15 protein-coding genes are annotated in these 24,893 nt (G+C 52.4%); 6 read left to right on the forward strand and 9 right to left on the reverse strand.

From position 1 onward, the window contains the following. Positions 1-267: 267 nt before the first annotated feature. Together lapG and lapD are read left to right on the forward strand one after the other, a co-directional pair. Complete coding sequence (gene lapG / locus K6K13_RS15455) at positions 268-915, forward strand: cysteine protease LapG (RefSeq protein ID WP_252120318.1); 648 nt, start codon at positions 268-270, stop codon at positions 913-915. Positions 916-924: 9 nt separating this feature from the next. Then, positions 925-2,889 (forward strand): cyclic di-GMP receptor LapD, encoded by a 1,965-nt coding sequence (gene lapD, locus K6K13_RS15460; protein ID WP_222157790.1) that lies wholly within the window; start codon positions 925-927, stop codon positions 2,887-2,889. A gap of 81 nt (positions 2,890-2,970) precedes the next feature. On the opposite strand, the gene K6K13_RS15465 is transcribed toward lapD, so the two are convergent. Continuing rightward, the gene (locus K6K13_RS15465; RefSeq protein WP_222157791.1) at positions 2,971-3,315 is read right to left on the reverse strand and encodes a tryptophan synthase subunit beta; all 345 of its coding nucleotides are present in this window, start codon (positions 3,313-3,315) and stop codon (positions 2,971-2,973) included. Between the two features lie 82 nt (positions 3,316-3,397). After that, complete coding sequence (locus K6K13_RS15470) at positions 3,398-11,833, reverse strand: retention module-containing protein (protein ID WP_222157792.1); 8,436 nt, start codon at positions 11,831-11,833, stop codon at positions 3,398-3,400. A gap of 566 nt (positions 11,834-12,399) precedes the next feature. Between K6K13_RS15470 and K6K13_RS15475 the strand changes: the two genes are divergently transcribed. From K6K13_RS15475 to K6K13_RS15485, 3 genes are all read left to right on the forward strand, one after another. Beyond that, positions 12,400-13,707 carry a TolC family outer membrane protein gene (locus K6K13_RS15475; protein WP_434064616.1) on the forward strand — a complete coding sequence of 436 codons (1,308 nt, stop codon included), beginning with the start codon at positions 12,400-12,402 and terminating at the stop codon, positions 13,705-13,707. Positions 13,708-13,832: 125 nt separating this feature from the next. Next, the gene (locus tag K6K13_RS15480; RefSeq protein WP_222157794.1) at positions 13,833-16,019 is read left to right on the forward strand and encodes a type I secretion system permease/ATPase; all 2,187 of its coding nucleotides are present in this window, start codon (positions 13,833-13,835) and stop codon (positions 16,017-16,019) included. Beyond that, on the forward strand, positions 16,006-17,367 hold the full coding sequence (locus K6K13_RS15485) for an HlyD family type I secretion periplasmic adaptor subunit (protein ID WP_222157795.1): 1,362 nt from the start codon (positions 16,006-16,008) through the stop codon (positions 17,365-17,367). The genes K6K13_RS15480 and K6K13_RS15485 overlap by 14 nt, the downstream gene beginning before the upstream one ends. A 96-nt stretch (positions 17,368-17,463) precedes the next feature. On the opposite strand, the gene K6K13_RS15490 is transcribed toward K6K13_RS15485, so the two are convergent. Continuing rightward, complete coding sequence (locus tag K6K13_RS15490) at positions 17,464-18,984, reverse strand: sensor domain-containing protein (RefSeq protein ID WP_222157796.1); 1,521 nt, start codon at positions 18,982-18,984, stop codon at positions 17,464-17,466. 792 nt (positions 18,985-19,776) lie between these two features. Next, the gene (gene pdeH, locus K6K13_RS15495; RefSeq protein ID WP_222157797.1) at positions 19,777-20,565 is read right to left on the reverse strand and encodes a cyclic-guanylate-specific phosphodiesterase; all 789 of its coding nucleotides are present in this window, start codon (positions 20,563-20,565) and stop codon (positions 19,777-19,779) included. Between the two features lie 311 nt (positions 20,566-20,876). Between pdeH and K6K13_RS15500 the strand changes: the two genes are divergently transcribed. After that, positions 20,877-21,137 carry a YfhL family 4Fe-4S dicluster ferredoxin gene (locus K6K13_RS15500; RefSeq protein WP_196905602.1) on the forward strand — a complete coding sequence of 87 codons (261 nt, stop codon included), beginning with the start codon at positions 20,877-20,879 and terminating at the stop codon, positions 21,135-21,137. On the opposite strand, the gene acpS is transcribed toward K6K13_RS15500, so the two are convergent. The 5 genes from acpS to rnc form a co-directional block, all read right to left on the reverse strand. Next, positions 21,112-21,531, reverse strand: a complete 420-nt coding sequence (gene acpS / locus K6K13_RS15505; protein WP_222157798.1) for a holo-ACP synthase — start codon at positions 21,529-21,531, stop codon at positions 21,112-21,114. The genes K6K13_RS15500 and acpS overlap by 26 nt on opposite strands. Then, complete coding sequence (gene pdxJ / locus K6K13_RS15510; RefSeq protein WP_222157799.1) at positions 21,531-22,262, reverse strand: pyridoxine 5'-phosphate synthase; 732 nt, start codon at positions 22,260-22,262, stop codon at positions 21,531-21,533. The genes acpS and pdxJ overlap by 1 nt, the downstream gene beginning before the upstream one ends. A 117-nt stretch (positions 22,263-22,379) precedes the next feature. Further along, complete coding sequence (recO, locus tag K6K13_RS15515) at positions 22,380-23,114, reverse strand: DNA repair protein RecO (protein ID WP_222157800.1); 735 nt, start codon at positions 23,112-23,114, stop codon at positions 22,380-22,382. 11 nt (positions 23,115-23,125) lie between these two features. Next, positions 23,126-24,031 (reverse strand): GTPase Era, encoded by a 906-nt coding sequence (era, locus tag K6K13_RS15520; RefSeq protein ID WP_222157801.1) that lies wholly within the window; start codon positions 24,029-24,031, stop codon positions 23,126-23,128. Beyond that, positions 24,028-24,708, reverse strand: coding sequence for a ribonuclease III (rnc, locus tag K6K13_RS15525; RefSeq protein WP_222157802.1), 681 nt, complete (start codon positions 24,706-24,708; stop codon positions 24,028-24,030). Before rnc ends, era begins: the two co-directional genes overlap by 4 nt. Between the last annotated feature and the right edge of the window lie 185 nt (positions 24,709-24,893).

A 24,893-nucleotide genomic window follows, 5' to 3' on the forward strand; every position in this document is an offset into this window, starting at 1 on the left:
ATAAAAGTAGGTTATTCTGCCATAATAGTGAACGACAACTCGTCTGTAGCGACAGCGTTTTCGCCCTCAGAGCCTATTCTATCTTTACGCCAGGAAGGTGTACATGTCTGCCTTGTGTCCAACAGGGCCGCATGGCGTATTTTCACGCAATAAGGCCTGCACACCGCAATGAGGATGAGAGGCTTACTCTGGTTCAATCAATAGTGAAGAGAAACACCGGCGAATGGCCGCTGGATAACGACATGGCGTAATAATGGGGTTCTGCTTGTGCTGTTCAGCAGTCTGTTACTGCTGACGGCAACGCTGCGCGCGGATTGGGATTTCGTCACCATTAATCAGCGCACGGAACAACTTTACGGCCCGGCAACACCGCAAGCGCGTAAGCGTATTAATGAATGGCAGGCATTATTAGGCTCATTGCCCGGCAGCGATGAAAAAAAATTATTGGAATCGGTAAACCTTTTTTTTAATGAACGGCTGCTATTTCGCGACGATCGTGTCATCTGGCAGCAGGAAGATTATTGGGCAACGCCCATCGAAGCACTGCGCAAAGGAATGGCTGACTGCGAAGATTATTCTATTGCAAAATATTTTACGCTACGTCGGCTCGGTATTCCGAATGAAAAGTTGCGAATTACTTACGTTAAAGCATTACGCCTTAATCAGGCGCATATGATCGTTGCTTATTATCCCACCCCAACCTCTATTCCGCTGGTGTTGGATAATCTAACGGATAAAATATTACCCGCGACGCAGCGTACCGATCTCATTCCCGTTTATTCCTTTAACGCAGAGGGATTGTGGCTGCCCGGCAGTGGTGGCAGCAATAAACGGGTCGGCGACAGTAAACGGCTTTCGCGTTGGCAAGATGTATTGACCAAAATGCGGGCCGAAGGTTTTTCTCTTGAAGAGTAGGATTAGGCTATGTCTCTATACAAACAACTTTTGATAGCCATCTGCTTATTCGTGCTGGTGATTTTTAGCGGCAGTTTTTTTGTCAGCCTGGAAAATTCACGCGAGCAGTCGAATAATCAATTGCAATCCCACGCGCAGGATGCCGCCACCGCATTGGGATTGTCGCTAACGCCCAATATCGACGATCCGGCCATGGTGGAATTAATGGTCAGTTCGATTTTTGATAGCGGCTATTTTTCCAGCATTCGCGTGCGCGATATTAAAACCGGTGACGTCACACTGGAACGCATCGCCTCGCCAGAAATTCCCAATGTTCCAGCCTGGTTTGTACGGCTGGTTAATCTGAAGCCGGGCAATGGCGAGGCCATCGTAATGCGCGGGTGGGAGCAGGCAGCAAAAGTGGAAGTGGTCAGCCATCCGATGTTCGCCATTACCCGTCTGTGGCAAAGCACCTCCGCGGGCGCCCTATGGCTGTTGGGCTGCGCCGCATTCGGCTTACTGATTGGCGCGCTGCTACTGCGCCGCCAGTTGCGTCCCTTGAATTACATGGTGAAACAGTCGCTGGCGATCACCCGCCGCGAATACCTCACTCAGCCGGATTTGCCCAGTACCCCCGAATTCCGCCGCGTGGCGCAGGCCATGAATCTGATGGTCAGCAAGCTGAAGACGCTGTTTGAAGAAGAAGCCGAGCGAAGTGAACGCTTACGTCAAGAAGCCTATCAGGATCCGCAAACCGGTCTGCCTAACCGTCGTGCCTTTGAGATGCAGTTTAATGACAAAAGCAGCAATGAAGAGACACCGCCGGGCTACCTCATCATGATTCGCATACAGGATCTTGCGGGCCTCAACCAACGGCTCGGCGGTCAACGCACCGATTCACTGCTTGAAACCATGGCGAAAATGATGCGTACCGCGCAAAAGCTCTATGCCGAGCAGGAGAGCGTACTGGCCCGTTTGCGCGGCGGCGAATTTGCCCTGCTGTGCCCCGGCATGGCAGAAAAAGAAGCGCATACCCTGGTCGTCGCACTTTCACACAATCTGGAGTCGCTCGCGCTAACAGGCGAGATCGACAGCTCACCGGTTGCCGCATTGGGCATGGTGCCATTCAAGCACGGCGATAGTCTGAAATCACTGTTGATACAAGGTGACCACGCACTCACGCGGGCAGAAAGCTCCCCGTTGCATCACGCGCCGCTGGCGGAAAATGAGGCCCATTCGCCGGCGGAAGCCGATCGCCATCTGTGGTTTAATCGCCTGGATACCCTGCTGAATGAGGAACGCCTGCAACTGTTCTTCCAGCCGGTTTGCCGCTGCGCGCCCCCCGGTGAGGTGCTTCATCATAAGGTACTGGCGCGTATCAACGATGAGCAGGGCAACAGCATCGCTGCGGGATTTTTCCTCCCCTGGATCCAGCGTTTTGGCTGGAATGCCCGGTTAGATCAGGTGATGGTAAAGCAAACATTGGATTATCTGTCACGTAGCTCTGGCACGCTGGCGCTGAGTCTGTCGGGCAGTACTGTGCTGGATTTAAACCTGCTGACGCAAATGCTGGCACCGCTTAAGGGCCATCCCGAGCGAGCACATCGTGTGATCCTTGAGCTGGATGAAAACCAGTTACCGGAAACCCATCATCTTGAAGCACTGATCGCATTGCTCAGCGAATACGGTTGCCAACTGGGGCTACAGCACTTCGGTGGACGTTTTAACCTGATAGGTAATCTGGCGCAATGGGGGCTTGCCTACCTGAAAATTGATGGCAGCTACATTCGCAATATCGATCGGGAAAACGATAAAAAAGTGTTTATTGAAGCCCTTTACCGCACCGCCAACAGCATTGATTTGCCGCTGATTGCTGAACGTGTAGAAACCGAGGGTGAACTGGATACGCTGCGCGGCATGGGGCTACAGGGGGCGATGGGTCGTTTGCTGGGAGAACCGTTCCCCGCGCCGGATAATACGCTGTTATTAAAATAGTGTAAGGGTGCTGATAAACATAGTGCGTGCAGACAAGCTTACCTGCACGCACCAGAGAGAAAGAAGTGCAGCGACTGGGATTTAAAACATCGCCTCATCTTCGTCATTTATCAGCTTACTCAGCCCACCGTTAAGCGCTTCACGTGCATGGGCCCGGTTGATCAGTTTCAACTGTGCCGCAGCAGGAAAATCGGTAATATTGATGACGCCTTTCTGCGTCAGCACCTGAATTAAATCCTCAAGTACACGCACCATTTCCAAATCGCTTTGGCGCAGCTGCTGCAATCCATTGAGCATCACTTCCTGATTTTTCCGCCACAGAATCGCTTCCGGAGAATCTTTTGCCAGTTTACCGGTCATCTCGTCAAAGGGCACATCGGCCACTCTGACTAAAAACCCTTGGCTATCACGCTGGATATAGTACATGCACCACCTCTTCTCTCCGGTACGGTATGGCTACCTCGACCCGGAAAAGGCCACTGCCTTCTCCGGGCGCAAGTAATGCAACTCAGTTTACCGTCTGTTCGGGCTTGCTGACCAGACTTTCCAGCGAAGGCATTGATCCACTGTAATGCTCAAGCGTGATAGACACATTCACTGTTCCGCCAGTGTTGCCTGAGAAGTCACCCTGCGTGCTGACTTCAATGGTAGGAGAACCGTTATGATCGGTGAAACGGATATAGCGGCTAAGATCGGCCCCTTTATCCAGATCGCCGATCAGATCGTGCAGATTGATCTTGTCACCCTCACCCGGGTTGAAATCTTTAATGACATCAAAGCCTGTATCGCCTTTTTGCCACATAAAGGTATCTGCCCCTGAGCCACCAATCAGCGTGTCATTGCCCTTACCGCCAATCAAGATGTCGTTACCACTGCCACCGTACAGGATGTCGTTTCCTTCACCCCCGTTAAGCAGATCATTGCCACCCTGACCAAACAGGATGTCATTGCCCGCTCCGCCGTACAGTTTATCGTCACCGTCGTTGCTGGAAGAGAGATCAAACGCCTGATGATGATCGGCAATGTAATGATGCATATCTTGCACCGTGACGCTGGAGACCTTCATCTGCTGTGCGATATAGGTTTGCAGTGCCGACAAACCGTTCCCCTCGATGCCGTCAAAGCGCACCACGTCACCAAACAGGATGTCATTACCAATCCCCCCGTTCAGCGTATCATCACCGCCGGGCAACGGTTTGTTACTGCCCAGGATCGCTTCACTCAACTTGGTCGGATCGATCTGGCTTTGAACAATACCGTCGGAGTCGTAACGCGTCAGGCTGCTGGCATCAAGCGATTTACCCACGCCAATCGCTTCAATGGTGTTGTGCGATATCGACTGCAACAGCTTAAAGGCAGCGTCTGCGTTTTGCTGGCTGTAGTAGCGGTTGTAGTAACCGTAGTCACCGTCGTTGTTGCCCCAGCCACCCAAGGTAGAGATATCATAAGTACCATCGCCCTGCGCATGTACGTGGCCAACAAGTTCGCGAGAATTGGAGCTGCTGGAGGTATATTTATAAACATCACCACTGGCACTGATGATTTCACGCGTTTTTCCATAAACACTCATTGAATAGGACTGACCCACCTGATAATTGATATTATCAATATTCAATACTTCAGATGTCCGACCAACTTGTACCTGGTTTGTTTCGTTACTCTGATAGTAGGTCGGTTCACCGTCAGTAATAAAGTAAGTCAGGTTGGTACCGACATTATTTTTCACCGCCGCGCTTTGGAACCAGTTGGCCGTGGTTTTAAACACGTCCTCATAGTTGGTACCGCCACCTTTATCACCACCGACCATCGAGTTCAGCACGCTGGTGAGCTGGGTCAGCGCCGTGGGATCTTTCAGATCCACTGATACCGTACGGCCAACCTGCGTGTCAAAGTCAGCCAGGAACACGTTCACTTTCCCTGAATGCGCACCGTTGGCACTGCTAATCAGGCTGTTAAACACGTTTTTCAGAGAAGCAACCGTGTTGGCGATATCGGTAGTGGTCATACTGCCCGAAATGTCCACCATAAACGCGATGTTATAGTTGGTGCCTTCTACCAGTTGCAGGCCGGAAACATCCGCGATCATCACATCATTACTGTTGGTACCCTGAACGGTGTCATCACCGGTAGTCCCAATGGCGGCACCGTATTGCTCAACGCCTTCCGTCGAATAACCGGTCGCGCTGTCATGGTTGAGTGTCTCTGTTGATGTCGCTTGAGCAACCACCTCAAATTTACCAGCTGAAACAGGAACATAAATCGTTACCGTTCCCGAGAGGGTGCTGAGATTATGCGTGTTGGCAATGGTGTAAGTACCGTCTTTGCCTACGGTATAGGTCGCATCGTTGTTGATATGATCAACCACTTTGGTGCCTTCCGGCAGACCGGTCAGGGTAATGCCCGACAGCGTTTCACTGCCGTCGAGATCGGTCAGTGCGGCAGAGACGTCCAACGTATGTTCCTGCGTACCCGTATTGGTTTCTTTGGTTACCGTAGGCGCATTGCTGCCAGGCGCCATACTGGTGCCATCGCTGTAAATCACCCCACCCAAATTGTTACTCACCTGATTGGTGAACGAATGGGATTGTCCATTGCTGTCGGTGTAGCTAAGTTTGACGCCGTCAAGGGTATTAACGCTCGTTGGCTGATTATTATTGGTGTTGTAAGAAGGATTATAGGTATAACCATCCTCTTTCATCACAAATACATAATCTTTATGCGCGCTAGCGTCATTCGTTTCACGGTTTCCGCCGAAAGAATCCAAGGACCTGAGTTCTTTCTTATCCGCCGGCCAATCGCTTTGACGATAGAAATATCCGCTGTTCGAGTGAACAACAAAAATATCGCTGTAGCCATCGCTGCCGTTGGTATTGCTCTGCGTGTAGTACGAATAGGTGCCGGTACCCACCAGTGTCGGGATCGGATCCCCCTCGGTTAACCAGACGCGCACCCCATTGCCGACAGCAACAATTTTCCCATCCTGAATATCAAAGCCACCGTTAGCACTGCCACCGTTAATATGAATCACTTCACTGCTCGGCGTACTGTTTCCACTGGTAATATCCAGCGTCACCGTCGGTGCATCTGCCACTGGCGTAATATCGATATTGAGCGACGTTTCTACGCCAACGTTACCGGCTTTATCCACTGGCGTGTAATTCACAATACTGTAAGGAGAGCCGGAAGCATTTGCCGCAGGATCAAAACGCAAATCGGTATTGGTCGAATTAAACGACTGCCCTTCCGTGACAGGTTTCCAGGTGCCATTATCGTTGTAATACAGCGTACCCGCGCTGGCCGGTGGCAGCGAGGAAATCACCACGCTGGACGTATCGCCAGAAACACCCAAGCTGTCCCAACCGATGTGTACTGGCGTATCTTCCAGTCCAGTCACCGTTTCGTCGTGCGCGACAGGCGGTTTGGTGTCCAATACGGCTTGATCGTTATCGTGGGCCTGATTACCCGCTGGATCCGTTGCCGTTGCAATCACCTTAATCTTACCTTCTGCCAATGTGCTCAGATCGGCTGAAGTACTCCATTTACCATCAATAACAGGCACATTAGTCAGCGTGACCTCTTTACCCTTACTGTCTGTGAAGACCAGTGTTACGTGGTCTTCCGTGCTGGTACCCTGAATAAATTGTCCGGCTAATTCATGAGCATTGATATAACCATCATTGCCGGCAAAATTCGTAATATCAATTTCGGGTAGGGTTTTGTCCATCGTGGCACTGGTGCTGTCCTGGGCTTGGTTGCCTGCGGCATCCGTCGCCGTCGCCACCACGGTGATTTTGCCTTCTGCCAGCGAATCCAGATTCACCGTCTTATGCCATTTCCCATCAAAGACCGGCACACTGCTGACAGTGACGGATTTGCCATTGCTATCCGTAAAGGTGAGGTTGACGAAACGCTCGTTGCTCGTCCCCTCAATAAAGGTTCCACCCAACTCTTGCTGATTGATATAGCCGTCGTTACCCGCAAATCCGGTGATATCTATCTCAGGGGCGGTGACATCCAGCGTCGAGAACGCAGTGTCGTGTGCCTGGTTGCCCGCCGGGTCAGTGGCAGTGGCTTTCACATCCAACTTGCCTTCCGCCAGACTGCTCAGGTCCGCCGTGGTGCTCCACTTGCCGTCGACCACCGTCACACCGGTCACGGTGACCACCTTGCCGTTCACGTCGGTGAACGTCAGGTCAACCGTCTTCTCGCTGCTGGTCCCGCTGACCGGGGTGGCTTTGGATTCGGCAGCATTGATATAGCCGTCGTCGCCGGCAAAGTGCTCGATATCTACCGTCGGCCCGGTCACGTCCAGCGTCGAGGACGCCGTATCGTGCGCCTGGTTACCCGCCGGGTCAGTGGCGGTGGCTTTCACATCCACCTTGCCTTCCGCCAGACTGCTCAGGTCCGCGGTGGTGCTCCACTTGCCATCGACCACGGTCACGCCGCTTACCGTGACCACCTTGCCGTTCACGTCGGTGAACGTCAGGTCTACCGTCTTCTCGCTGCTGGTGCCGCTGACCGGCGTGGCTTTGGATTCGGCAGTATTGATATAGCCGTCATCGCCGGCAAAGTGCTCGATATCGACACTCGGCCCGGTAACGTCCAGCGTAGAGCTGGCGGTGTCGTGCGCCTGGTTACCGGCCGGGTCAGTGGCGGTGGCTTTCACGTCCACCTTGCCCTCGGCCAGACTGCTCAGGTCGGCCGTGGTGCTCCACTTGCCATCGACCACCGTCACACCAGTTACCGTGACCACCTTGCCGTTTACGTCGGTGAACGTCAGGTCGACCGTCTTCTCACTGCTGGTGCCGCTGACCGGCGTGGCTTTGGATTCCGCGGTATTGATATAGCCATCATCACCGGCAAAGTGCTCGATATCCACACTCGGGCGGGTCACGTCCAGCGTAGAACTGGCCGTATCGTGCGCCTGATTGCCGGCCGGATCGGTGGCGGTGGCTTTCACATCCACCTTGCCCTCGGCCAGACTGCTCAGGTCCGCGGTGCTGCTCCACTTGCCATCGACCACGGTCACGCCGCTTACCGTGACCACCTTGCCGTTCACGTCGGTGAACGTCAGGTCAACCGTCTTCTCACTGCTGGTGCCGCTGACCGGCGTGGCTTTGGATTCGGCGGTATTGATATAGCCGTCGTCGCCGGCAAAGTGCTCGATATCGACACTCGGCCCGGTCACGTCCAGCGTAGAGCTGGCGGTGTCGTGCGCCTGATTGCCCGCCGGGTCAGTGGCAGTGGCTTTGACCTCCACCTTGCCCTCGGCCAGACTGCTCAGGTCCGCGGTGGTGCTCCACTTGCCGTCGACCACCGTCACACCGGTTACCGTGACCACCTTGCCGTTCACGTCGGTGAACGTCAGGTCTACTGTCTTCTCGCTGCTGGTGCCGCTGACTGGCGTGGCCTTGGACTCGGCGGTATTGATATAGCCGTCATCACCGGCAAAGTGCTCGATATCCACACTCGGCCCGGTCACGTCCAGCGTCGAGGACGCCGTATCGTGCGCCTGGTTACCGGCCGGATCGGTGGCAGTGGCTTTCACATCCACCTTACCCTCGGCCAGACTGCTCAGGTCCGCCGTGGTGCTCCACTTGCCATCGACCACGGTCACGCCGGTTACCGTGACCACCTTGCCATTCACGTCGGTGAACGTCAGGTCGACCGTCTTCTCGCTGCTGGTGCCGCTGACCGGGGTGGCTTTGGACTCGGCGGTATTGATGTAGCCGTCGTCGCCGGCAAAGTGCTCGATATCGACACTTGGACCAGTGACGTCCAGCGTAGAGCTGGCGGTGTCGTGCGCCTGGTTACCGGCCGGGTCGGTGGCGGTGGCTTTCACGTCCACCTTGCCTTCCGCCAGACTGCTCAGGTCCGCCGTGGTGCTCCATTTGCCGTCGACCACCGTCACACCGGTCACGGTGACCACCTTGCCGTTCACATCGGTGAACGTCAGATCGACCGTCTTCTCGCTGCTGGTGCCGCTGACCGGGGTGGCCTTGGACTCGGCGGTATTGATATAGCCGTCATCGCCGGCAAAGTGCTCGATATCCACACTCGGACCAGTGACGTCCAGCGTAGAACTGGCCGTATCGTGCGCCTGATTGCCCGCCGGGTCAGTGGCGGTGGCTTTCACATCCACCTTGCCCTCGGCCAGATCGCTCAGGTCCGCCGTGGTGCTCCACTTGCCGTCGACCACGGTCACACCGGTTACCGTGACCACCTTGCCGTTCACGTCGGTGAACGTCAGATCGACCGTCTTCTCGCTGCTGGTGCCGCTTATCGGGGTGGCTTTGGACTCGGCAGTATTGATATAGCCGTCATCACCGGCAAAGTGCTCGATATCCACACTCGGGCGGGTCACGTCCAGCGTCGACGAAGCGGTGTCGTGCGCCTGGTTACCGGCAGGGTCAGTGGCGGTGGCTTTCACGTCCACCTTGCCCTCGGCCAGGCTGCTCAGGTCCGCGGTGGTGCTCCACTTGCCATCGACCACCGTCACGCCGGTCACGGTGACCACCTTGCCGTTCACGTCGGTGAACGTCAGGTCTACTGTCTTCTCGCTGCTGGTGCCGCTGACTGGCGTGGCCTTGGACTCGGCGGTATTGATATAGCCGTCATCACCGGCAAAGTGCTCGATATCCACACTCGGCCCGGTCACGTCCAGCGTCGAGGACGCCGTATCGTGCGCCTGGTTACCGGCCGGATCGGTGGCAGTGGCTTTCACATCCACCTTACCCTCGGCCAGACTGCTCAGGTCCGCCGTGGTGCTCCACTTGCCATCGACCACCGTCACGCCGGTTACCGTGACCACCTTGCCATTTACGTCGGTGAACGTCAGGTCGACCGTCTTCTCGCTGCTGGTGCCGCTGACCGGCGTGGCTTTGGATTCGGCGGTATTGATATAGCCGTCGTCGCCGGCAAAGTGCTCGATATCGACACTCGGCCCGGTCACGTCCAGCGTAGAGCTGGCGGTGTCGTGCGCCTGATTGCCCGCCGGGTCAGTGGCAGTGGCTTTGACCTCCACCTTGCCCTCGGCCAGACTGCTCAGGTCCGCGGTGGTGCTCCACTTGCCATCGACCACGGTCACGCCGCTTACCGTGACCACCTTGCCGTTCACGTCGGTGAACGTCAGGTCAACCGTCTTCTCACTGCTGGTGCCGCTGACCGGCGTGGCTTTGGATTCGGCGGTATTGATATAGCCGTCGTCGCCGGCAAAGTGCTCGATATCGACACTCGGCCCGGTCACGTCCAGCGTAGAGCTGGCGGTGTCGTGCGCCTGATTGTCCGCCGGGTCAGTGGCGGTGGCTTTGACGTCTACCTTGCCCTCGGCCAGACTGCTCAGGTCCGCCGTGGTGCTCCACTTGCCGTCGACCACCGTCACACCGGTCACGGTGACCACCTTGCCGTTCACGTCGGTGAACGTCAGATCGACCGTCTTCTCGCTGCTGGTGCCGCTGACCGGCGTGGCTTTGGATTCCGCGGTATTGATATAGCCGTCGTCACCGGCAAAGTGCTCGATATCGACACTTGGACCAGTGACGTCCAGCGTAGAGCTGGCGGTGTCGTGCGCCTGGTTACCGGCAGGGTCAGTGGCGGTGGCTTTGACGTCCACCTTGCCCTCGGCCAGACTGCTCAGGTCCGCGGTGGTGCTCCACTTGCCATCGACCACGGTCACACCGGTCACGGTGACCACCTTGCCGTTCACGTCGGTGAACGTCAGATCGACCGTCTTCTCGCTGCTGGTGCCGCTGACCGGCGTGGCTTTGGATTCGGCAGTATTGATATAGCCGTCATCGCCGGCAAAGTGGGTAATCGCAACATCAGGCGCAGTCGTATCGACACCATAAGGACGCGTAGCATTGGCGGTTGTCTGGTTACCCGCCTCGTCCGAGGTGGTCACAGAGGCGTTGACAGCACTGTTACTTGCCAACACGCTACCTGGCACGCCGTCCACACGCCACGTTTTACCGTCCGCGTCCACTGTGGTGGTATAACGTTCATTACCAATCGTCACTGTGACGGTATCACCCGCCTTCACGTCACCCGATACCGTTCCGCCAATGGTATGACTCTGTCCGGCCTCTTCAGCGTTAACCACATCGTCATTGGCAATAAGATCGATCGTAATACTTGCCTCAGGCGGCAACGTGTCAACGATTACGGAATCCTGCCCACCCGTACCTGGAATGCCGTTTTCATCGCTGTATGAGCCATCAGGAACGGTGACAGTGACCGTCCCTTCGAAATTGGGATTTGGGGTGAGCGTGCCCGTCCAGCGGGTAGGATCAGAGGGGTCCTGAACCAGATTGGTTAACGTACCGTTGCTCACGCTCACATCACTGGCATCAAAACCTACTGGCGGCTTGGTAAACGTGAAGGTCACCGAGCCATCAGGATTGATAACAATGGTCAACGCAGGAGGTGTAGTATCAGGTGTCGTTTCGCTGCTGGCTGCGGCGGCGAGATTTGCGGCGTCAGCGCCAGTCAGATCGTCGGTAGATGTGGCTGCAAATGCTAACCCTTGGGTTTCATAGCCTGAGGTTGGAGCAACAATCTGCCCCGTCAGGTCAAGCACAACCTCCGCCTGGCTGCCACCACCGTCGCCCGCTTCACCAATGTCAGTATTACCCTCTGCTGGCGCTTCCAGTACTTGAGTAGGGTCGGCGCCTTGTGCGATGGCATCCTGTAACGCTGCCACATCCTGAGCGTCTTGCGCGGTAGCCTGCGGCACCACGCTGGTGTTGTCACTCCACTGGCTGTTTCTCCCAACATCCAGGGTTTTTCCATCCGGCAACGTGATAGACACGGAACCGTCGCCACCCGTGACGATTTCTTCGCCACGGTAAATTTTGTCACCTGCCGTTAATAACCGCTGTGTGCCATCAAGAGAAATGACGAAGACTTGCCCGATAACGAATTTAATGATACCGATTACGCTATTCACTACGGCTTCTCCTTGATATCTATAATTATTTTTATACAGATATTGAGTTGTTGTAAGGGGATATCAACATCATCCTGATGGGTAAATTGCGATTAGCTCTCCTGGCCTTGAAATTGTGCAGTCATCAATCAATGCGCGTTGGCCGTACACTTGCTTAAGCAAAAAAAGGCGCTCCAGAAATGTTAACCAATTAGCATGCTAATGAGTTAACCATGATGGAGAAAACCGGTTTGCCAGAGCAAAAAATGACAGTATAGGCGTCAATCACTTGACTCGCTCAGCATAATCATAAAAAATTCGGAATATTCTTGCTACAAACTTTAATACAAAAGAGCATCAAATATTTCTCAAACATTGAATCAGAATGAGATAACAACACAATCACATGATAATAAAGGAGTTTTAAAACCCTCACGGTGTGCTATTGAGAAAAAAGTGCGTGAGATGAAATTAGGAATAATCACAAAAAAACCAAGCATTCAAATTAATCACAGCGTTTACATGCCATAAAGGAAAACAGCATTATGCTACCTGTATTTCGATACGCTTTTTTACCTTTAGGGATTATGGTCGCACAACCCTCCAGCGCCGCGACATTACAGGATGTAATCAAACAAACTCTTGCCACGCATCCCGAAGTCAGTGCGTCGGTAAACAGTCGGTTATCTGCCGATCATGATTTGCGCTCCGCCAAAGGTGGATATCTGCCGTCAATCAACTTAAACGCAGGTACCGGACGCGAGGAAACGGACACGGTTTCTACACGCGCCAGCGGCGGCAAAAAGGAACTACAACGCAGCGAATCCAGCATCACCTTGCAACAAACACTGTTTGACGGATTTGCCACGTCGAGTGAAGTCGGTCGGCAGCGAGCTACCGTTAATTCTCGTGCCTACAAGGTGCTCAATACCTCTGAGAACGTGGCTCTGAATGCGGTTCAGGTATATCTGGATGTGCTACAACGGGCAGAGTTTGTCAAACTGGCACAAAATAATCTCGCTAACCATGAGCGTATCTACGATCAAATTCGGTTGCGCAGCCAGCAAGGCGTTGCACGTTTGGCGGATCTCGAACAAGCAGAAGCGCGCCTGGCACAGGCAAGAAATAATTTGCTGACCGAACAGACCAATCTTGATGACGCAAAAACTAACTACTTTAGTGTAACAGGCAGCGAACCAGAAAACCTCACGCTGCCGGATATGTCAATTTTGACCATGCCCGCGTCTTTAGCAGAAGCCCGACGCGTGATGCTCACCAACAGCCCGATACTCAAATCCGCGGAATCAGACATCACTGCGACACAACAACAATATGAAGCGGCAAAGTCTTCTTATTACCCTAGGGTGAATGTTGAACTGGACCGCACAATGAACAACAACGTTGATGGCACGCGCGGAGAGAGCAACGAGTGGCAGGCAATGGTCAGAATGCGTTACAACCTCTATCAAGGGGGAAGTAACAAGGCCAACGCGGATGCAAAAGCGTATCAAATCAAAGAGGCGCAGGATATTCGCAACAACACGCTGCGTCAGTTGAGCGAAGAGCTGCGTCTTGCATGGACGGCGCTGAATAACGCCCGCCAGCAAATCCCCATCGCCGCCGAGTATGCCGATCGCAGCATGAAAGTTAGAACGGCCTACCAAAAGCAATTCAGCATTGGCGAACGCACACTGCTGGATTTGCTGGACAGTGAAAATGAGCTTCTCACTGCACAGCGTCGTCTGGTAGAGATTCAATTCATTGAGAGGTTTACCGAATATCGTATCAAGGCCAGAATGGGGGACCTGCTGCGCAACCTTTCTATTCAGAGCCCAACAGCAGGACAAAGTTTGGATAACGTCACGGCAAATGTGGATTTGCCTTCGTTAAACTAGCGTCCGCGTCGGAAACGACAGTGGGTTGCACGAGGCCGTGACTCGTTTGTCTGCCGTGTTTTACCGCATGTATCATGCGTGTGGTAAGCACGGCAGACTGTGTTATGTAAGGGAAGATCAGTGAGATGAAGTTACATTCCGTCGAGGATATCGATACTCCGGAAGCGTCCGTTGCGCATGAACACAACGATCCTCGCACCCGTCATGACGATCCGTTACTGGATGGTTTGTTGATTTTGTGCGCGCTACAGGGCAAGTCTGCGAGTCGCGCGACTCTCACTGCGGGTCTTCCTTTAGCAAAACAGCGCCTGACGGTACCATTGCTGCCACGCGCAGCCAGTCGCGCAGGGCTGCAAGGCCGGGTATTAAAACGCCCGCTGGATGGCATTCCCGACATGTCACTGCCTGCCATGTTATTGCTGCGAGAAGGCCGTTCGGCAGTACTGCTTGGCTGGAACGACGATGGTTCAGCACGCATCATGCCAAGTGAGACGGAAGGCGGCGAAATACAGGTCGATCGCAATACGCTTCAGCAAAATTATCTTGGTCTGGTACTGTTTGCACAACCGAGACACGCCTTTGATATCCAAAATGAATCGCTGATTCCCCACACCAAGTCCTGGTTCAAGGACACGCTGAAGCTGTCACGTTTCCTGTATGCCGATGCGGTGCTGGCCAGTTTTATTATTAATATTATTGCAATCGCCACGCCGCTGTTCGTGATGAATGTGTATGACAGGGTGGTGCCCAATCAAGCGACGGCCACCCTATGGGTGCTGGCGATTGGCGTTATTGGTGAATTTATTTTCGATCTTATCCTGAAAACGCTGCGTGGCATTTGCCTCGATATGGCAGGAAAAAAGACCGATCTGATCATCTCCGCCTCACTGTTCGAACGCATCATCGGCATGTCGATGATTGCGCGACCCGCCCGCGTAGGCAGCTTTGCGCAAAATATTCATGAGTTTCAATCGTTGAGAGATTTCCTCTCATCGCTGACCTTGACCACGCTGATCGACTTTCCGTTCACACTGCTGCTGTTGCTGGTGATTGGTTTGATTGGCGGTCCGCTGGTGTGGGTGCCAATACTCACCTACCCCATCGCCTTAGCCGTAAGCTGGGCGCTGCAAAAACCGCTGGTTGAAACCATCAGTAAAACAATGGAGCTGGCCAGCGAGCGTCAAGCCACCCTGATAGAAACGCTCAGCAGCTTGGATGCGTTGAAGGTGAATAACGCTCAGAGCGAGCGCCAGCACAGTTGGGAACAAACGCTGGGGAGCCTCAGCCGGTTAGAAATGCGCGCCAAAGCGCTTTCTTCGCTGGCAGTCAACCTGACGATGGGATTCCAGCAAATCGCCGGTGTGGTGATGATTATCGCAGGCGTCTACCTGTTGATTGATGGCAAACTCAGTATGGGGGGATTGATTGCCAGCTATATGCTCAGTGGCCGCGCACTTATGCCCCTTGGTCAGCTATCGGGTCTGGTTGCGCGTTATCAGCAGGCCAAGATAACCATGACGACCACGGAAGAGATGATGCAATTGCCGCAAGAGCGCCAGGAGAATGAGCGGCCGCTTAAACGCGAACGTATACAGGGCGGCCTGGAATTCCGCGACGTGACCTTCAGTTACCCCGAACAGAAGCACCGCTCTTTGTATAACATCAATCTTGCTATCGCCGCAGGCGAAAAAGTCGGCATCATTGGCCGCAGCGGGTCGGGCAAAAGTTCGCTGGAAAAACTGATCGTCAACCTGTATCCTCCAAGCGAAGGGAATATTTTGATCGATGGCGTGGACACACGTCAGTTGGATGTCAGCGATTTGCGCCACAACATTGGCTATGTGCCGCAGGATATTCAACTGATCAGCGGCACCCTGCGCGATAACCTGATCAGCGGTGCTCGTTATATTGATGATGAATCCATGCTGCGCGCCGCCGAAATCGCCGGTGTCAATGAATTCGCGCGCCTGCATGCGGATGGCTACAACTTGCAGGTGGGGGAACGCGGCATGCAACTCTCTGGCGGTCAGCGTCAGGCCGTCGCCATCGCGCGCGCGCTGTTGCTCGATCCGCCGATTATGGTGTTAGATGAACCCACCAGTTCAATGGACAACACCAGCGAAGACCGCTTAAAACAAGCATTACAGCCAGTGTTGCAAAACAAAACGCTGCTGTTGGTGACACATCGCGTCTCTATGCTGGCCCTGGTAGATCGTTTAATCATTATCGATAAAGGCCGCATTATTGCCGATGGTCCGAAGGCTATCGTGATGGATGCGTTAAAGAAAGGACAGATCAATGCATCTCGCTAAACGCACCGCGGATTTCCTTCGCTATTTCTCCCGCAGGGATCGGGAAACGCTTCAGGCGATCCCTGAAGTCAGTCGCGCGATGCTGGAAGACTCCCCCAAAGCGATTCGAATTACGCTGTGGGCAATTTTCTTTTTTTTCCTGTTTTTCATCCTGTGGGCTGCTTTTGCCAGCATTGATGAAGTCACGCGCGGCGATGGTAAGGCTATTCCGTCATCCCGTCTGCAAAAAATCCAGAACCTGGAAGGCGGTATCGTCACCGAGGTTTACGTTCACGAAGGGCAAATCGTCAATCAGGGCGATCCGTTACTGAGACTCGATGACACTCGCTTCGCCTCAAACGTTGGCGAAACGGAGGCTGACAGGCTAGGACTGCTCTCGCGTATCGAACGGTTGACGGCTGAAATCAACGATCGTGAATTAAACCTCTCAGCAGAAATCAAAGAAAAAGCCCCGGCTATCGCCCAAGGTGAAATGGACCTGTACAACAGCAGACGCCAACAATTTCGCAATGAGATCTCTGGCCTGGAAGAGCAACTGGTACAGAAAAAACAGGAGCAGCGCGACTATGTGGCCAAGCAGGCGCAATTTCGCAATAGCCTCAATTTACTGCAACAAGAAATAAGAATGTCAGAGCCTTTGATTGCCGAGGGTGCAATATCCAAAGTCGAAGTGCTGCGCCTAAAACGGGCCGAAGTGGAAACACAAGGGCAGTTGGAATCCATGACGCTGTCGATTCCTCGCGCTGACTCTGCCATCAAGGAAATTGAAAACAAGATTCAGGAAACGCGTGGACGCTATAAAAGCGATGCGCTATCACAGTTGAATGAAGCACAAACCAACCTGAACAAGATAGCCGCCACGGGCAAGGCGTTGGAAGACCGCGTGAACCGAACTCTGGTGGTCTCTCCGGTAAAAGGCATTGTGCAGCAGATGATGGTCAACACCATTGGTGGTGTTATCCAACCTGGGAACGACATCGTGGAAATTGTTCCGTTGGATGAAAATTTATTGGTTGAAGCAAAAATCTCGCCGCGAGATATTGCTTTTCTGCATCCAGGCCAGAATGCCATTATCAAACTGACAGCCTACGATTATACGATCTATGGCGGATTAAAAGGGAAAGTTGAACAAATTAGCCCAGACACCATGACCGATAAAGAAGGTAACAGCTTTTATATCGTTCGGTTGCGCACAGATAAGAATTATTTGGGCACTGAGGATAAGCCTCTGGTGATTATTCCCGGCATGGTCGCATCCGTGGATATTATAACCGGAAAGAAAACGATTCTGAGTTATTTACTTAAACCCATCATCCGGGCAAATGCCGAAGCGCTGCGGGAACGCTAATTGCGATTCAGGCACCACGAATACTTTCATCGAGGACACAAACTGCGCGGTTAATGGCGGTTTGTGTTGTTGATTTTCCCAACGTCTCTGCCGTTATTATCCTTGATGCCCATTTTGTACGACATAGATCTGCGTTTGGCTGCGTCCCATCGCCTTTGCCTGATACATGGCTGAGTCCGCGTTGATGGCTAACGTGAGTGAATCAGTACCGTGCTCAGGATAAAGCGCAATACCGATACTGCATGACACCTCAAGTTTTTTCCCTTCAATATCAAAGGGTTTATTCATGGCATGATGAATCTTATCCGCGACATAGATGGTGTTAGCTTCTTCTTTAATGCCTTGCAGTAAGATAATAAATTCATCGCCGCTACGGCGATAGACCGTATCGGTATCACGTACTGAACTCCTCATGCGCGCGGCGGCTTCTTTTAACAGCAAGTCGCCAATAGCATGGCCAAAGGTATCATTGATCTGTTTGAATTTATCCAAATCAAGAAACATCAAAGCAATGCGACGCCCCGTCTGTTTTGACAACAGAATAGCCTGTTCCATCTGCTCCGCAAACGTAAGGCCGTTAGCCAATGATGTCAGCGAATCATAATGTGCCAGTTGGCGGTAATGCTCTTCACTGCGTCGCAGCATATCAATCGCGCTGTAGCGTTCAATGGCAATGCCAACCAATTGCGCCGATTTCTCAATGGAAAAGGTTTCTTCTTCATTGGGTACATAGGGTTTGCGGTGGTAGACACTGAGCACACCGAGGATCTCTTTATTCTGGCCGATAACCGGCTCAGACCAGCAAGAGCGCAACCCGGCATAGAGCGCTAATCCTTTGTACAGCGACCAGTCAGGGTGAACAGAAATATCCTCATCAATCAAACGCTTACCGGTATACGCTGCCGTGCAAAAAGAGGCTGCGCCGTCAGCGATCTTGACGTTATGAATGGCATTTTTATAAAAACCGGGCAAGCTGGGGGCAGACGCCAGCGTCAGGCACTTCTTCTCTTTATCCACCAACAATACGGAGCAGACGATGCGGCCCGGATTTTTTTCTTCCACGCTAAACACGATGGCATCAAGGATATCTTTCAATGGCGCACCGCTGGAGAGCAGTTCTAACGCGCGGTTGTAGGAGTTATCGTGATGTTCCTTTGCTTTACGCTCCGTAATGTCCAGCTTCACACCCACATAATTCGTTGAATCTGTGACCTTATTGTAGATTTTAGAAATATTGGCCTTTTCCCAGTAAAGCTGCCCGTCTTTACGACGATTAATAAATTCGCCGCTCCAGATTTCACCGCGATCGAGCGTTGACCAGAGATCTTCATAGACGCTGGGGTTGGTCATACCCGAGTTCATTATATTGGTTTTTTTACCGATCACTTCATCGGGCATATAACCGGACATGGTTACAAACTGACGATTTACATAAAGAATCTCACAATTCTCATTCGCAATAATGATCGAGGCCGGGCTATATTCTGTGGCATAAAAAATCGTATCGAGGAAGTCTTGCTTTTCGCGATCCTGCTTAAATTTCTGCTTACTTCCCCTGTTTCTGATAACAGAAACCAACAACAGTATTATAATTATGGTTATTATTATCTCATACACAATAACACGCCCCTCAGTCCTCGAAAGGACTGGTCATACAAACCACATCACGGATAGTGAAACACACAGACAAAGCGCCGCTCTCCCATACAGATTCGGGATCGGCAGTTTTCCGGAGAGCGGGAGGGAGGGATGAAAAAACGCTCCTGTGTTCAGATGAATTCAAAAACATAGGAACATCAGCATAAAGCCCCCATCTATCACTGTGTGTAAATAAATATAACAAGTCCAAACAGAGTATCTTTAATTAGCGTAAGGTGATGAATAATAACTTGTGTTATAAGTTTATCTAATGAAATAAAAAACTTACGATTTTCAATGTTACGTATTTTGAACATCAAAATTCTGTAAGCAAATCAATTATACCAATAGGTATCACTGTTTTAATCAAAAAAATCTATCACCACACGATAATTGATCGCTCTCATTAAATAAAAAACCTATTTTTTCATTATATTCATAAAGTTACCATCAATGCAAAATCGTTTCACTTACCACCTTGCCCCCTTGCCCCCTTGCCCCCCCATGAAGATGAGGAGCGGCAAGGTTCATTCCACCAATCATTAACAATATAAAACACCATTGCTGAAAAAATTACAAGAATCAAACAATAAAAAGAGCTCGCCTAACAAAATGAATCACTATTTTTAACGTTTGAGCGTCAGACAGGACAACAAACGGCGAAAAAGCACCACGCGAGGAAAGGGAGAAATAAAATGTAAATTATCGTGTCAAGTAACCAACGCGCTAACAGTGATACAGCGCTACCAGATTTAACGGACTCTGCACGGGTTACAACGAAGATTTCAGCTCACTAAAATTCTCAAAAGGCTGAGGGCGAGAAAGGAAATACCCTTGCACCGCATCAGCCCGCGTTTGCGTTACCATGCCCCACTCTTCCTGCGTTTCGACCCCTTCAACCACCACGTGATTACAAAAGCGGGACAGCAGCGCGACCAACGACGGGAACAATTGACGGCCCTCCTCACTTTTTTGCAGCAAAATAAACAGCTCGCGCGCCACTTTGATACAGTCATATTGCGCCTGCATCAGCGACGAAAAATTGGCTACGCCCGCGCCGAAGTCATCCAGCCATAGGTGGCGCATTTCAGGAAACATCGTCAAGAATTCTTGCGAGAGTACCCCCTGATTTTCCACGATTTCAAATCGCAGCCAGGGCATCGAGGCGATCAACTGCTTCGCTTCATGGCTCTGTTGTAAAGCATGCAGCGTTTGCCCATCGACATTGACTGACGCCAGAATACCATCCTTAATAAAGCGAGGATGCCAACGCGACAGAAGTTGCATTTGTTCAATCACCACCTGTAACCGCTCAGCCACATTGATACTGGCAAAATAGGTTTCAGGTGACACAAAACGCTGTGGAAACGCTGGCGAAAACACAGCAGTAAGCAACTCTATCGCCAACAGTTTGCCACTGGTGCGATAAATAGGCTGAAAGTTGTAGCGTCTTTGACAGTGATGCCAATACTGGAGTTCAAAAGCTGCCGCATCCCCTAGTTCAGAAGGCAGTGCTTGTATAACCCCTAAATTCCCCTGCTGCCCGATACATTTTGTCATAAGACCTGATGTGATACGTTGTTAGCCTGCTTATACTTAGAAAAATGGATATCGGCAAAGCCACAGAAAACTTTATTCGTTATTTGGCTTATTACGCTATTTTATACCCTAAATAATTCGAGTTGCGGGAAGGTGGCAAGGGAGCGAGTCCCGATGAGCTTACTTGAGTAAGTGATTCGGGTGAGTGAACGTAGCCAACGCACCTGCAACTTGAAGTATGACGGGTATATGCGAGAGATATCGGGGAAAGAGAGTGCTCCGCTACCAGGTTACGAGTATAATCCGCAGCTGGTTTTGCAAGGTATAAAGAAATGGCATTACTGATCACCCCTAAATGCATTAACTGCGACATGTGCGAACCTGAATGTCCCAATCAGGCAATTTCCATGGGATTGGACACCTATGAAATAGACCCGCTGCGTTGCACAGAATGTGTGGGCCACTACGATGTGCCTACCTGTCAAAAGGTATGCCCGATTGACAATACAATCATTCGTGACCCGCAACAAGTGGAAACGCAGGAGCAATTATGGGAAAAGTTTGTTGTTATGCATCACGCCGATCGTCTGTGAGAGGACGTTTTCTCTCTCCCTCAAGGATCACCGTGGCACAGGCATAGTGCCGCTCATCGGCGATAGTCACGTGTATCTCCTGCACCCCTAAGTTTTCCGCCATCAATTGCGCGTGCCCCCAAAGTCGCAAGCAAGGTTTACCCAGCGCATCGTTGAAGACGTCGAATTGATCGAAAGCCAACCCCTGGCTAATGCCGGTGCCTAGGGCCTTCGCCGCCGCTTCCTTAACAGCAAAGCGTTTGGCAAGATAGCGGGCAGACTGCGGGTGTTTTTCATAGTGCCCCCACTCTTGCGCGGATAATACTCTGCGCGCCAGGCGATCGCCGGATCGCGCGATGATGGCCTCGATACGGGCGATCTCAACAATGTCCGAGCCAAGTCCCAGAATAGCCATTAACGGCGGGCTTCCCGCAGCAATGCTTTCATCTCCGTGACTGCCTCTGCCAAGCCACTCATGACAGCACGACCAATAATCGCATGACCGATATTCAGCTCATGGATTTCAGGCAGAGCGGCAATAGCCTGCACGTTGTGGTAGGTCAGGCCATGCCCGGCATTGACCTTGAGCCCTTTGCTGGCAGCATACACAGCCGCATCGCGAATACGTGCCCACTCTTGCTGACGCAGCGTATCGTCCTGCGCATCAGCATAAGCACCGGTATGGATTTCGATATAAGGCGCGCCAACGGCTACAGCGGCATCAATTTGCACGCGTTCGGGGTCGATAAATAGGGATACCAGAATCCCCGCCTCGTGCAAACGGGCCACGGCTGATGTCATGCGCGGCAGTTGACCCGCGACGTCCAACCCGCCTTCCGTTGTCACTTCCTGGCGTTTCTCTGGCACCAGGCAACAAAAATGAGGACGAAGCTCGCAGGCAATCGCCAGCATTTCTTCCGTCACTGCCATCTCAAGGTTCATGCGCGTCTGCAACGTTTGGCGTAACAAACGCACATCGCGATCGGTGATATGACGACGATCTTCACGCAGATGAACCGTTATACCATCCGCCCCTGCTTGCTCAGCAACAAACGCAGCCTGCACCGGATCGGGGTACGCTGTACCGCGCGCATTGCGCAGGGTCGCCACATGATCGATATTTACACCCAGCAAAAGCTCTGCCATGAAACCAGTCCTCAAAAGAATCACCGTTAGACGACCAGTGTACACTGGCCTTTCGGTTCGTTACCACTGCGGTAATCTTTGGATAGTGCGAGACTGAAAGGTTTACCGCTCAGGTCATTATTCTTTTGCGACAGGCGGCGTGCGGAGACGTAAAACGGCAGATTTTTGAAACAGTTCACGGCTCTTCAATGGCTTGCCGCCCAGATAGGGTTTAAGCGCCATACGCGTAAAGCGTTTCGCCGCCCGCAGGGTTTGCACGTCAGGAAATTCCCGCGCTGCTAGCGCGCGCAGCTCATAGCCGGTAAAGCTGCGCTGATCCACGATCATACTGGCGATAAACCCTTTTTCTTCGCGGTAGCGGTAGGTCATGGTGTCTGCAACGGGTTCCCCGCTGCCTGCACAGTGGAGAAAATCAACGCCATAACCGAGATAGCCTAACAGCGCCAGTTCAAAACGGCGCAGCGCCGGTTCCGGTGAGGAACTCAACGCTGCCAGTTGCTGCAAGCAATGCAGGTAATCAAAGAAGAGTGCGGAAAAATTGGTTTCATGCTCCAGTACGCGAGCAAGCAATTCATTGACGTAGAGGCCGCTGTACAACATGACGCCGGTGAGCGGTAATGCCAGTGATACCGGTTCAGCGTTACGCAAGGTTTTGACTTCACCGCGTCCGCCCCAGCGAACCAACAGTGGCGTGAACGGTTGCAAACACCCTTTTAGCGGAGAGCGACGCGCACGCGCGCCTTTGGCTAACACGCGTACACGCCCTTCGTCTTCCGTGAAAAGATCCAGCAACAGGCTGGTTTCACTGTAAGGTCGCCCATGCAAGACAAACGCGCGCTGCCAGCCTTCCATCGGCGTTAACCTTATAAGTCGTCGATGTAACCCAGGCTGCGCAATGCGCGTTCGTCATCCGCCCAGCCGGATTTCACTTTCACCCACAGCTCCAGATGCACCTTGGCGTCGAACATGGCTTCCATATCCTGACGCGCTTCAATGCCGATCGTCTTGATCTTTGCGCCTTTGTTACCGATCACCATTTTCTTCTGGCCATCGCGCTCAACCAGAATCAACCCATTGATGTCATAGCCGCCGCGATCGTTGGTCACGAAACGCTCGATCTCAACGGTCACCGAATAGGGCAACTCTTCACCGAGAAAGCGCATCAGTTTTTCACGAATAATCTCAGCTGCCATAAAGCGCTGCGAACGATCGGTGATGTAATCTTCCGGGAAGTGATGCTCGGCCGCAGGCAAGTGTTTGCGCACAATGCTGGCAATGGTATCAACGTTGATGCCCTTTTCCGCAGAAAGTGGAACCACGTCGAGGAAGTTCATTTTTTCACTTAAAAACTGGATATGCGGCAGCAACTTGGTTTTGTCCGTCACATTGTCAATCTTGTTGATTGCCAGCAATACCGGACGTTTTTGATCGCGCAATTTGCCCACGACCATTTCGTCGTCGTCAGTCCAGTGCGTCCCTTCCACCACGAAGATGATCAGCTCAACATCACCAATAGAGCTGCTGGCTGCACGGTTCATCAGACGGTTTATCGCCCGTTTTTCTTCAATATGCAGCCCCGGCGTATCCACATAAATAGCCTGATAAGGGCCTTCCGTGTGGATCCCCATAATACGGTGACGCGTGGTTTGCGGCTTGCGCGAAGTAATGGAGACTTTTTGCCCCAGCAGTTCGTTCAGCAACGTGGATTTGCCCACGTTGGGTCGCCCAACTATTGCGACGAAACCGCAGTAGGTTTGTTCTTCGCTCATTCAATCTCCAGTATTTTCAACGCTTGTTCCGCTGCCGCCTGCTCCGCCTTGCGCCGGCTGGAGCCCGTACCAATCACCGGTTCATTAAAACCGCTGATCATACAATGGATGGTAAATTCCTGATCGTGAGCCTCACCGCGCACCTGCACCACCAGATAGGTAGGCAATGGCAGATGACGCCCTTGCAGAAACTCCTGCAACCGGGTTTTGGGATCTTTTTGTTTATCCCCAGGACTGATTTCATCCAATCGAGTCTGATACCAATTCAGAATCAGTCTTTCGATATTCTGGATATCGCTGTCCAGAAAAATACCGCCAATCAGCGCTTCGACCGTGTCAGCCAAAATAGACTCACGGCGGAAACCGCCGCTTTTCAATTCACCGGGGCCAAGGCGCAGGCATTCACCTAATTCGAATTCACGCGCAATTTCCGCCAGCGTATTGCCGCGCACCAGCGTAGCGCGCATACGGCTCATGTCCCCTTCATCGACGCGAGGAAAGCGATGATAAAGTGCATTGGCAATCACAAAGCTCAGGATGGAGTCACCAAGAAACTCCAGGCGCTCATTGTGTTTGCTGTTGGCACTGCGATGCGTTAACGCCTGCAATAACAGGTCGTACTGCTGGAAAGTATAGCCCAGCTTTCTTTGTAACCGATTTATTAAGATGGGGTTCATGTGTTACCAATAGATCAACAATACCTATTTACCGCAGCATACGGAACAGCGCTGTCCGAATCGCGCTTCGGGCGATAGGGGAACAAAGCTGTTTCGTTTGCATTGGCTCCGAACGGAGCCTGCGTTTTTCGTTTATTCTCGCGACATTCACCGTTACAAGAGGCTACCTGCCACGGTGAATGTTG

Origin of the sequence: Symbiopectobacterium purcellii, from assembly GCF_019797845.1 — a bacterium.
GTDB classification, from domain to species: Bacteria; Pseudomonadota; Gammaproteobacteria; order Enterobacterales; family Enterobacteriaceae; genus Symbiopectobacterium; species Symbiopectobacterium purcellii.

Excerpts from the sequence above, each read along its gene's own strand:
- K6K13_RS15475 (WP_434064616.1), top strand. The coding sequence starts at position 12,400 with ATGGTCGCACAACCCTCCAGCGCCGCGACATTACAGGATGTAATCAAA.
- K6K13_RS15485 (WP_222157795.1), top strand. The coding sequence starts at position 16,006 with ATGCATCTCGCTAAACGCACCGCGGATTTCCTTCGCTATTTCTCCCGC.
- K6K13_RS15465 (WP_222157791.1), bottom strand. The coding sequence starts at position 3,315 with ATGTACTATATCCAGCGTGATAGCCAAGGGTTTTTAGTCAGAGTGGCC.
- K6K13_RS15480 (WP_222157794.1), top strand. The coding sequence starts at position 13,833 with ATGAAGTTACATTCCGTCGAGGATATCGATACTCCGGAAGCGTCCGTT.
- acpS (WP_222157798.1), bottom strand. The coding sequence starts at position 21,531 with ATGGCTATTCTGGGACTTGGCTCGGACATTGTTGAGATCGCCCGTATC.
- rnc (WP_222157802.1), bottom strand. The coding sequence starts at position 24,708 with ATGAACCCCATCTTAATAAATCGGTTACAAAGAAAGCTGGGCTATACT.
- recO (WP_222157800.1), bottom strand. The coding sequence starts at position 23,114 with ATGGAAGGCTGGCAGCGCGCGTTTGTCTTGCATGGGCGACCTTACAGT.
- pdxJ (WP_222157799.1), bottom strand. The coding sequence starts at position 22,262 with ATGGCAGAGCTTTTGCTGGGTGTAAATATCGATCATGTGGCGACCCTG.
- era (WP_222157801.1), bottom strand. The coding sequence starts at position 24,031 with ATGAGCGAAGAACAAACCTACTGCGGTTTCGTCGCAATAGTTGGGCGA.
- pdeH (WP_222157797.1), bottom strand. The coding sequence starts at position 20,565 with ATGACAAAATGTATCGGGCAGCAGGGGAATTTAGGGGTTATACAAGCA.
- K6K13_RS15500 (WP_196905602.1), top strand. The coding sequence starts at position 20,877 with ATGGCATTACTGATCACCCCTAAATGCATTAACTGCGACATGTGCGAA.
- lapD (WP_222157790.1), top strand. The coding sequence starts at position 925 with ATGTCTCTATACAAACAACTTTTGATAGCCATCTGCTTATTCGTGCTG.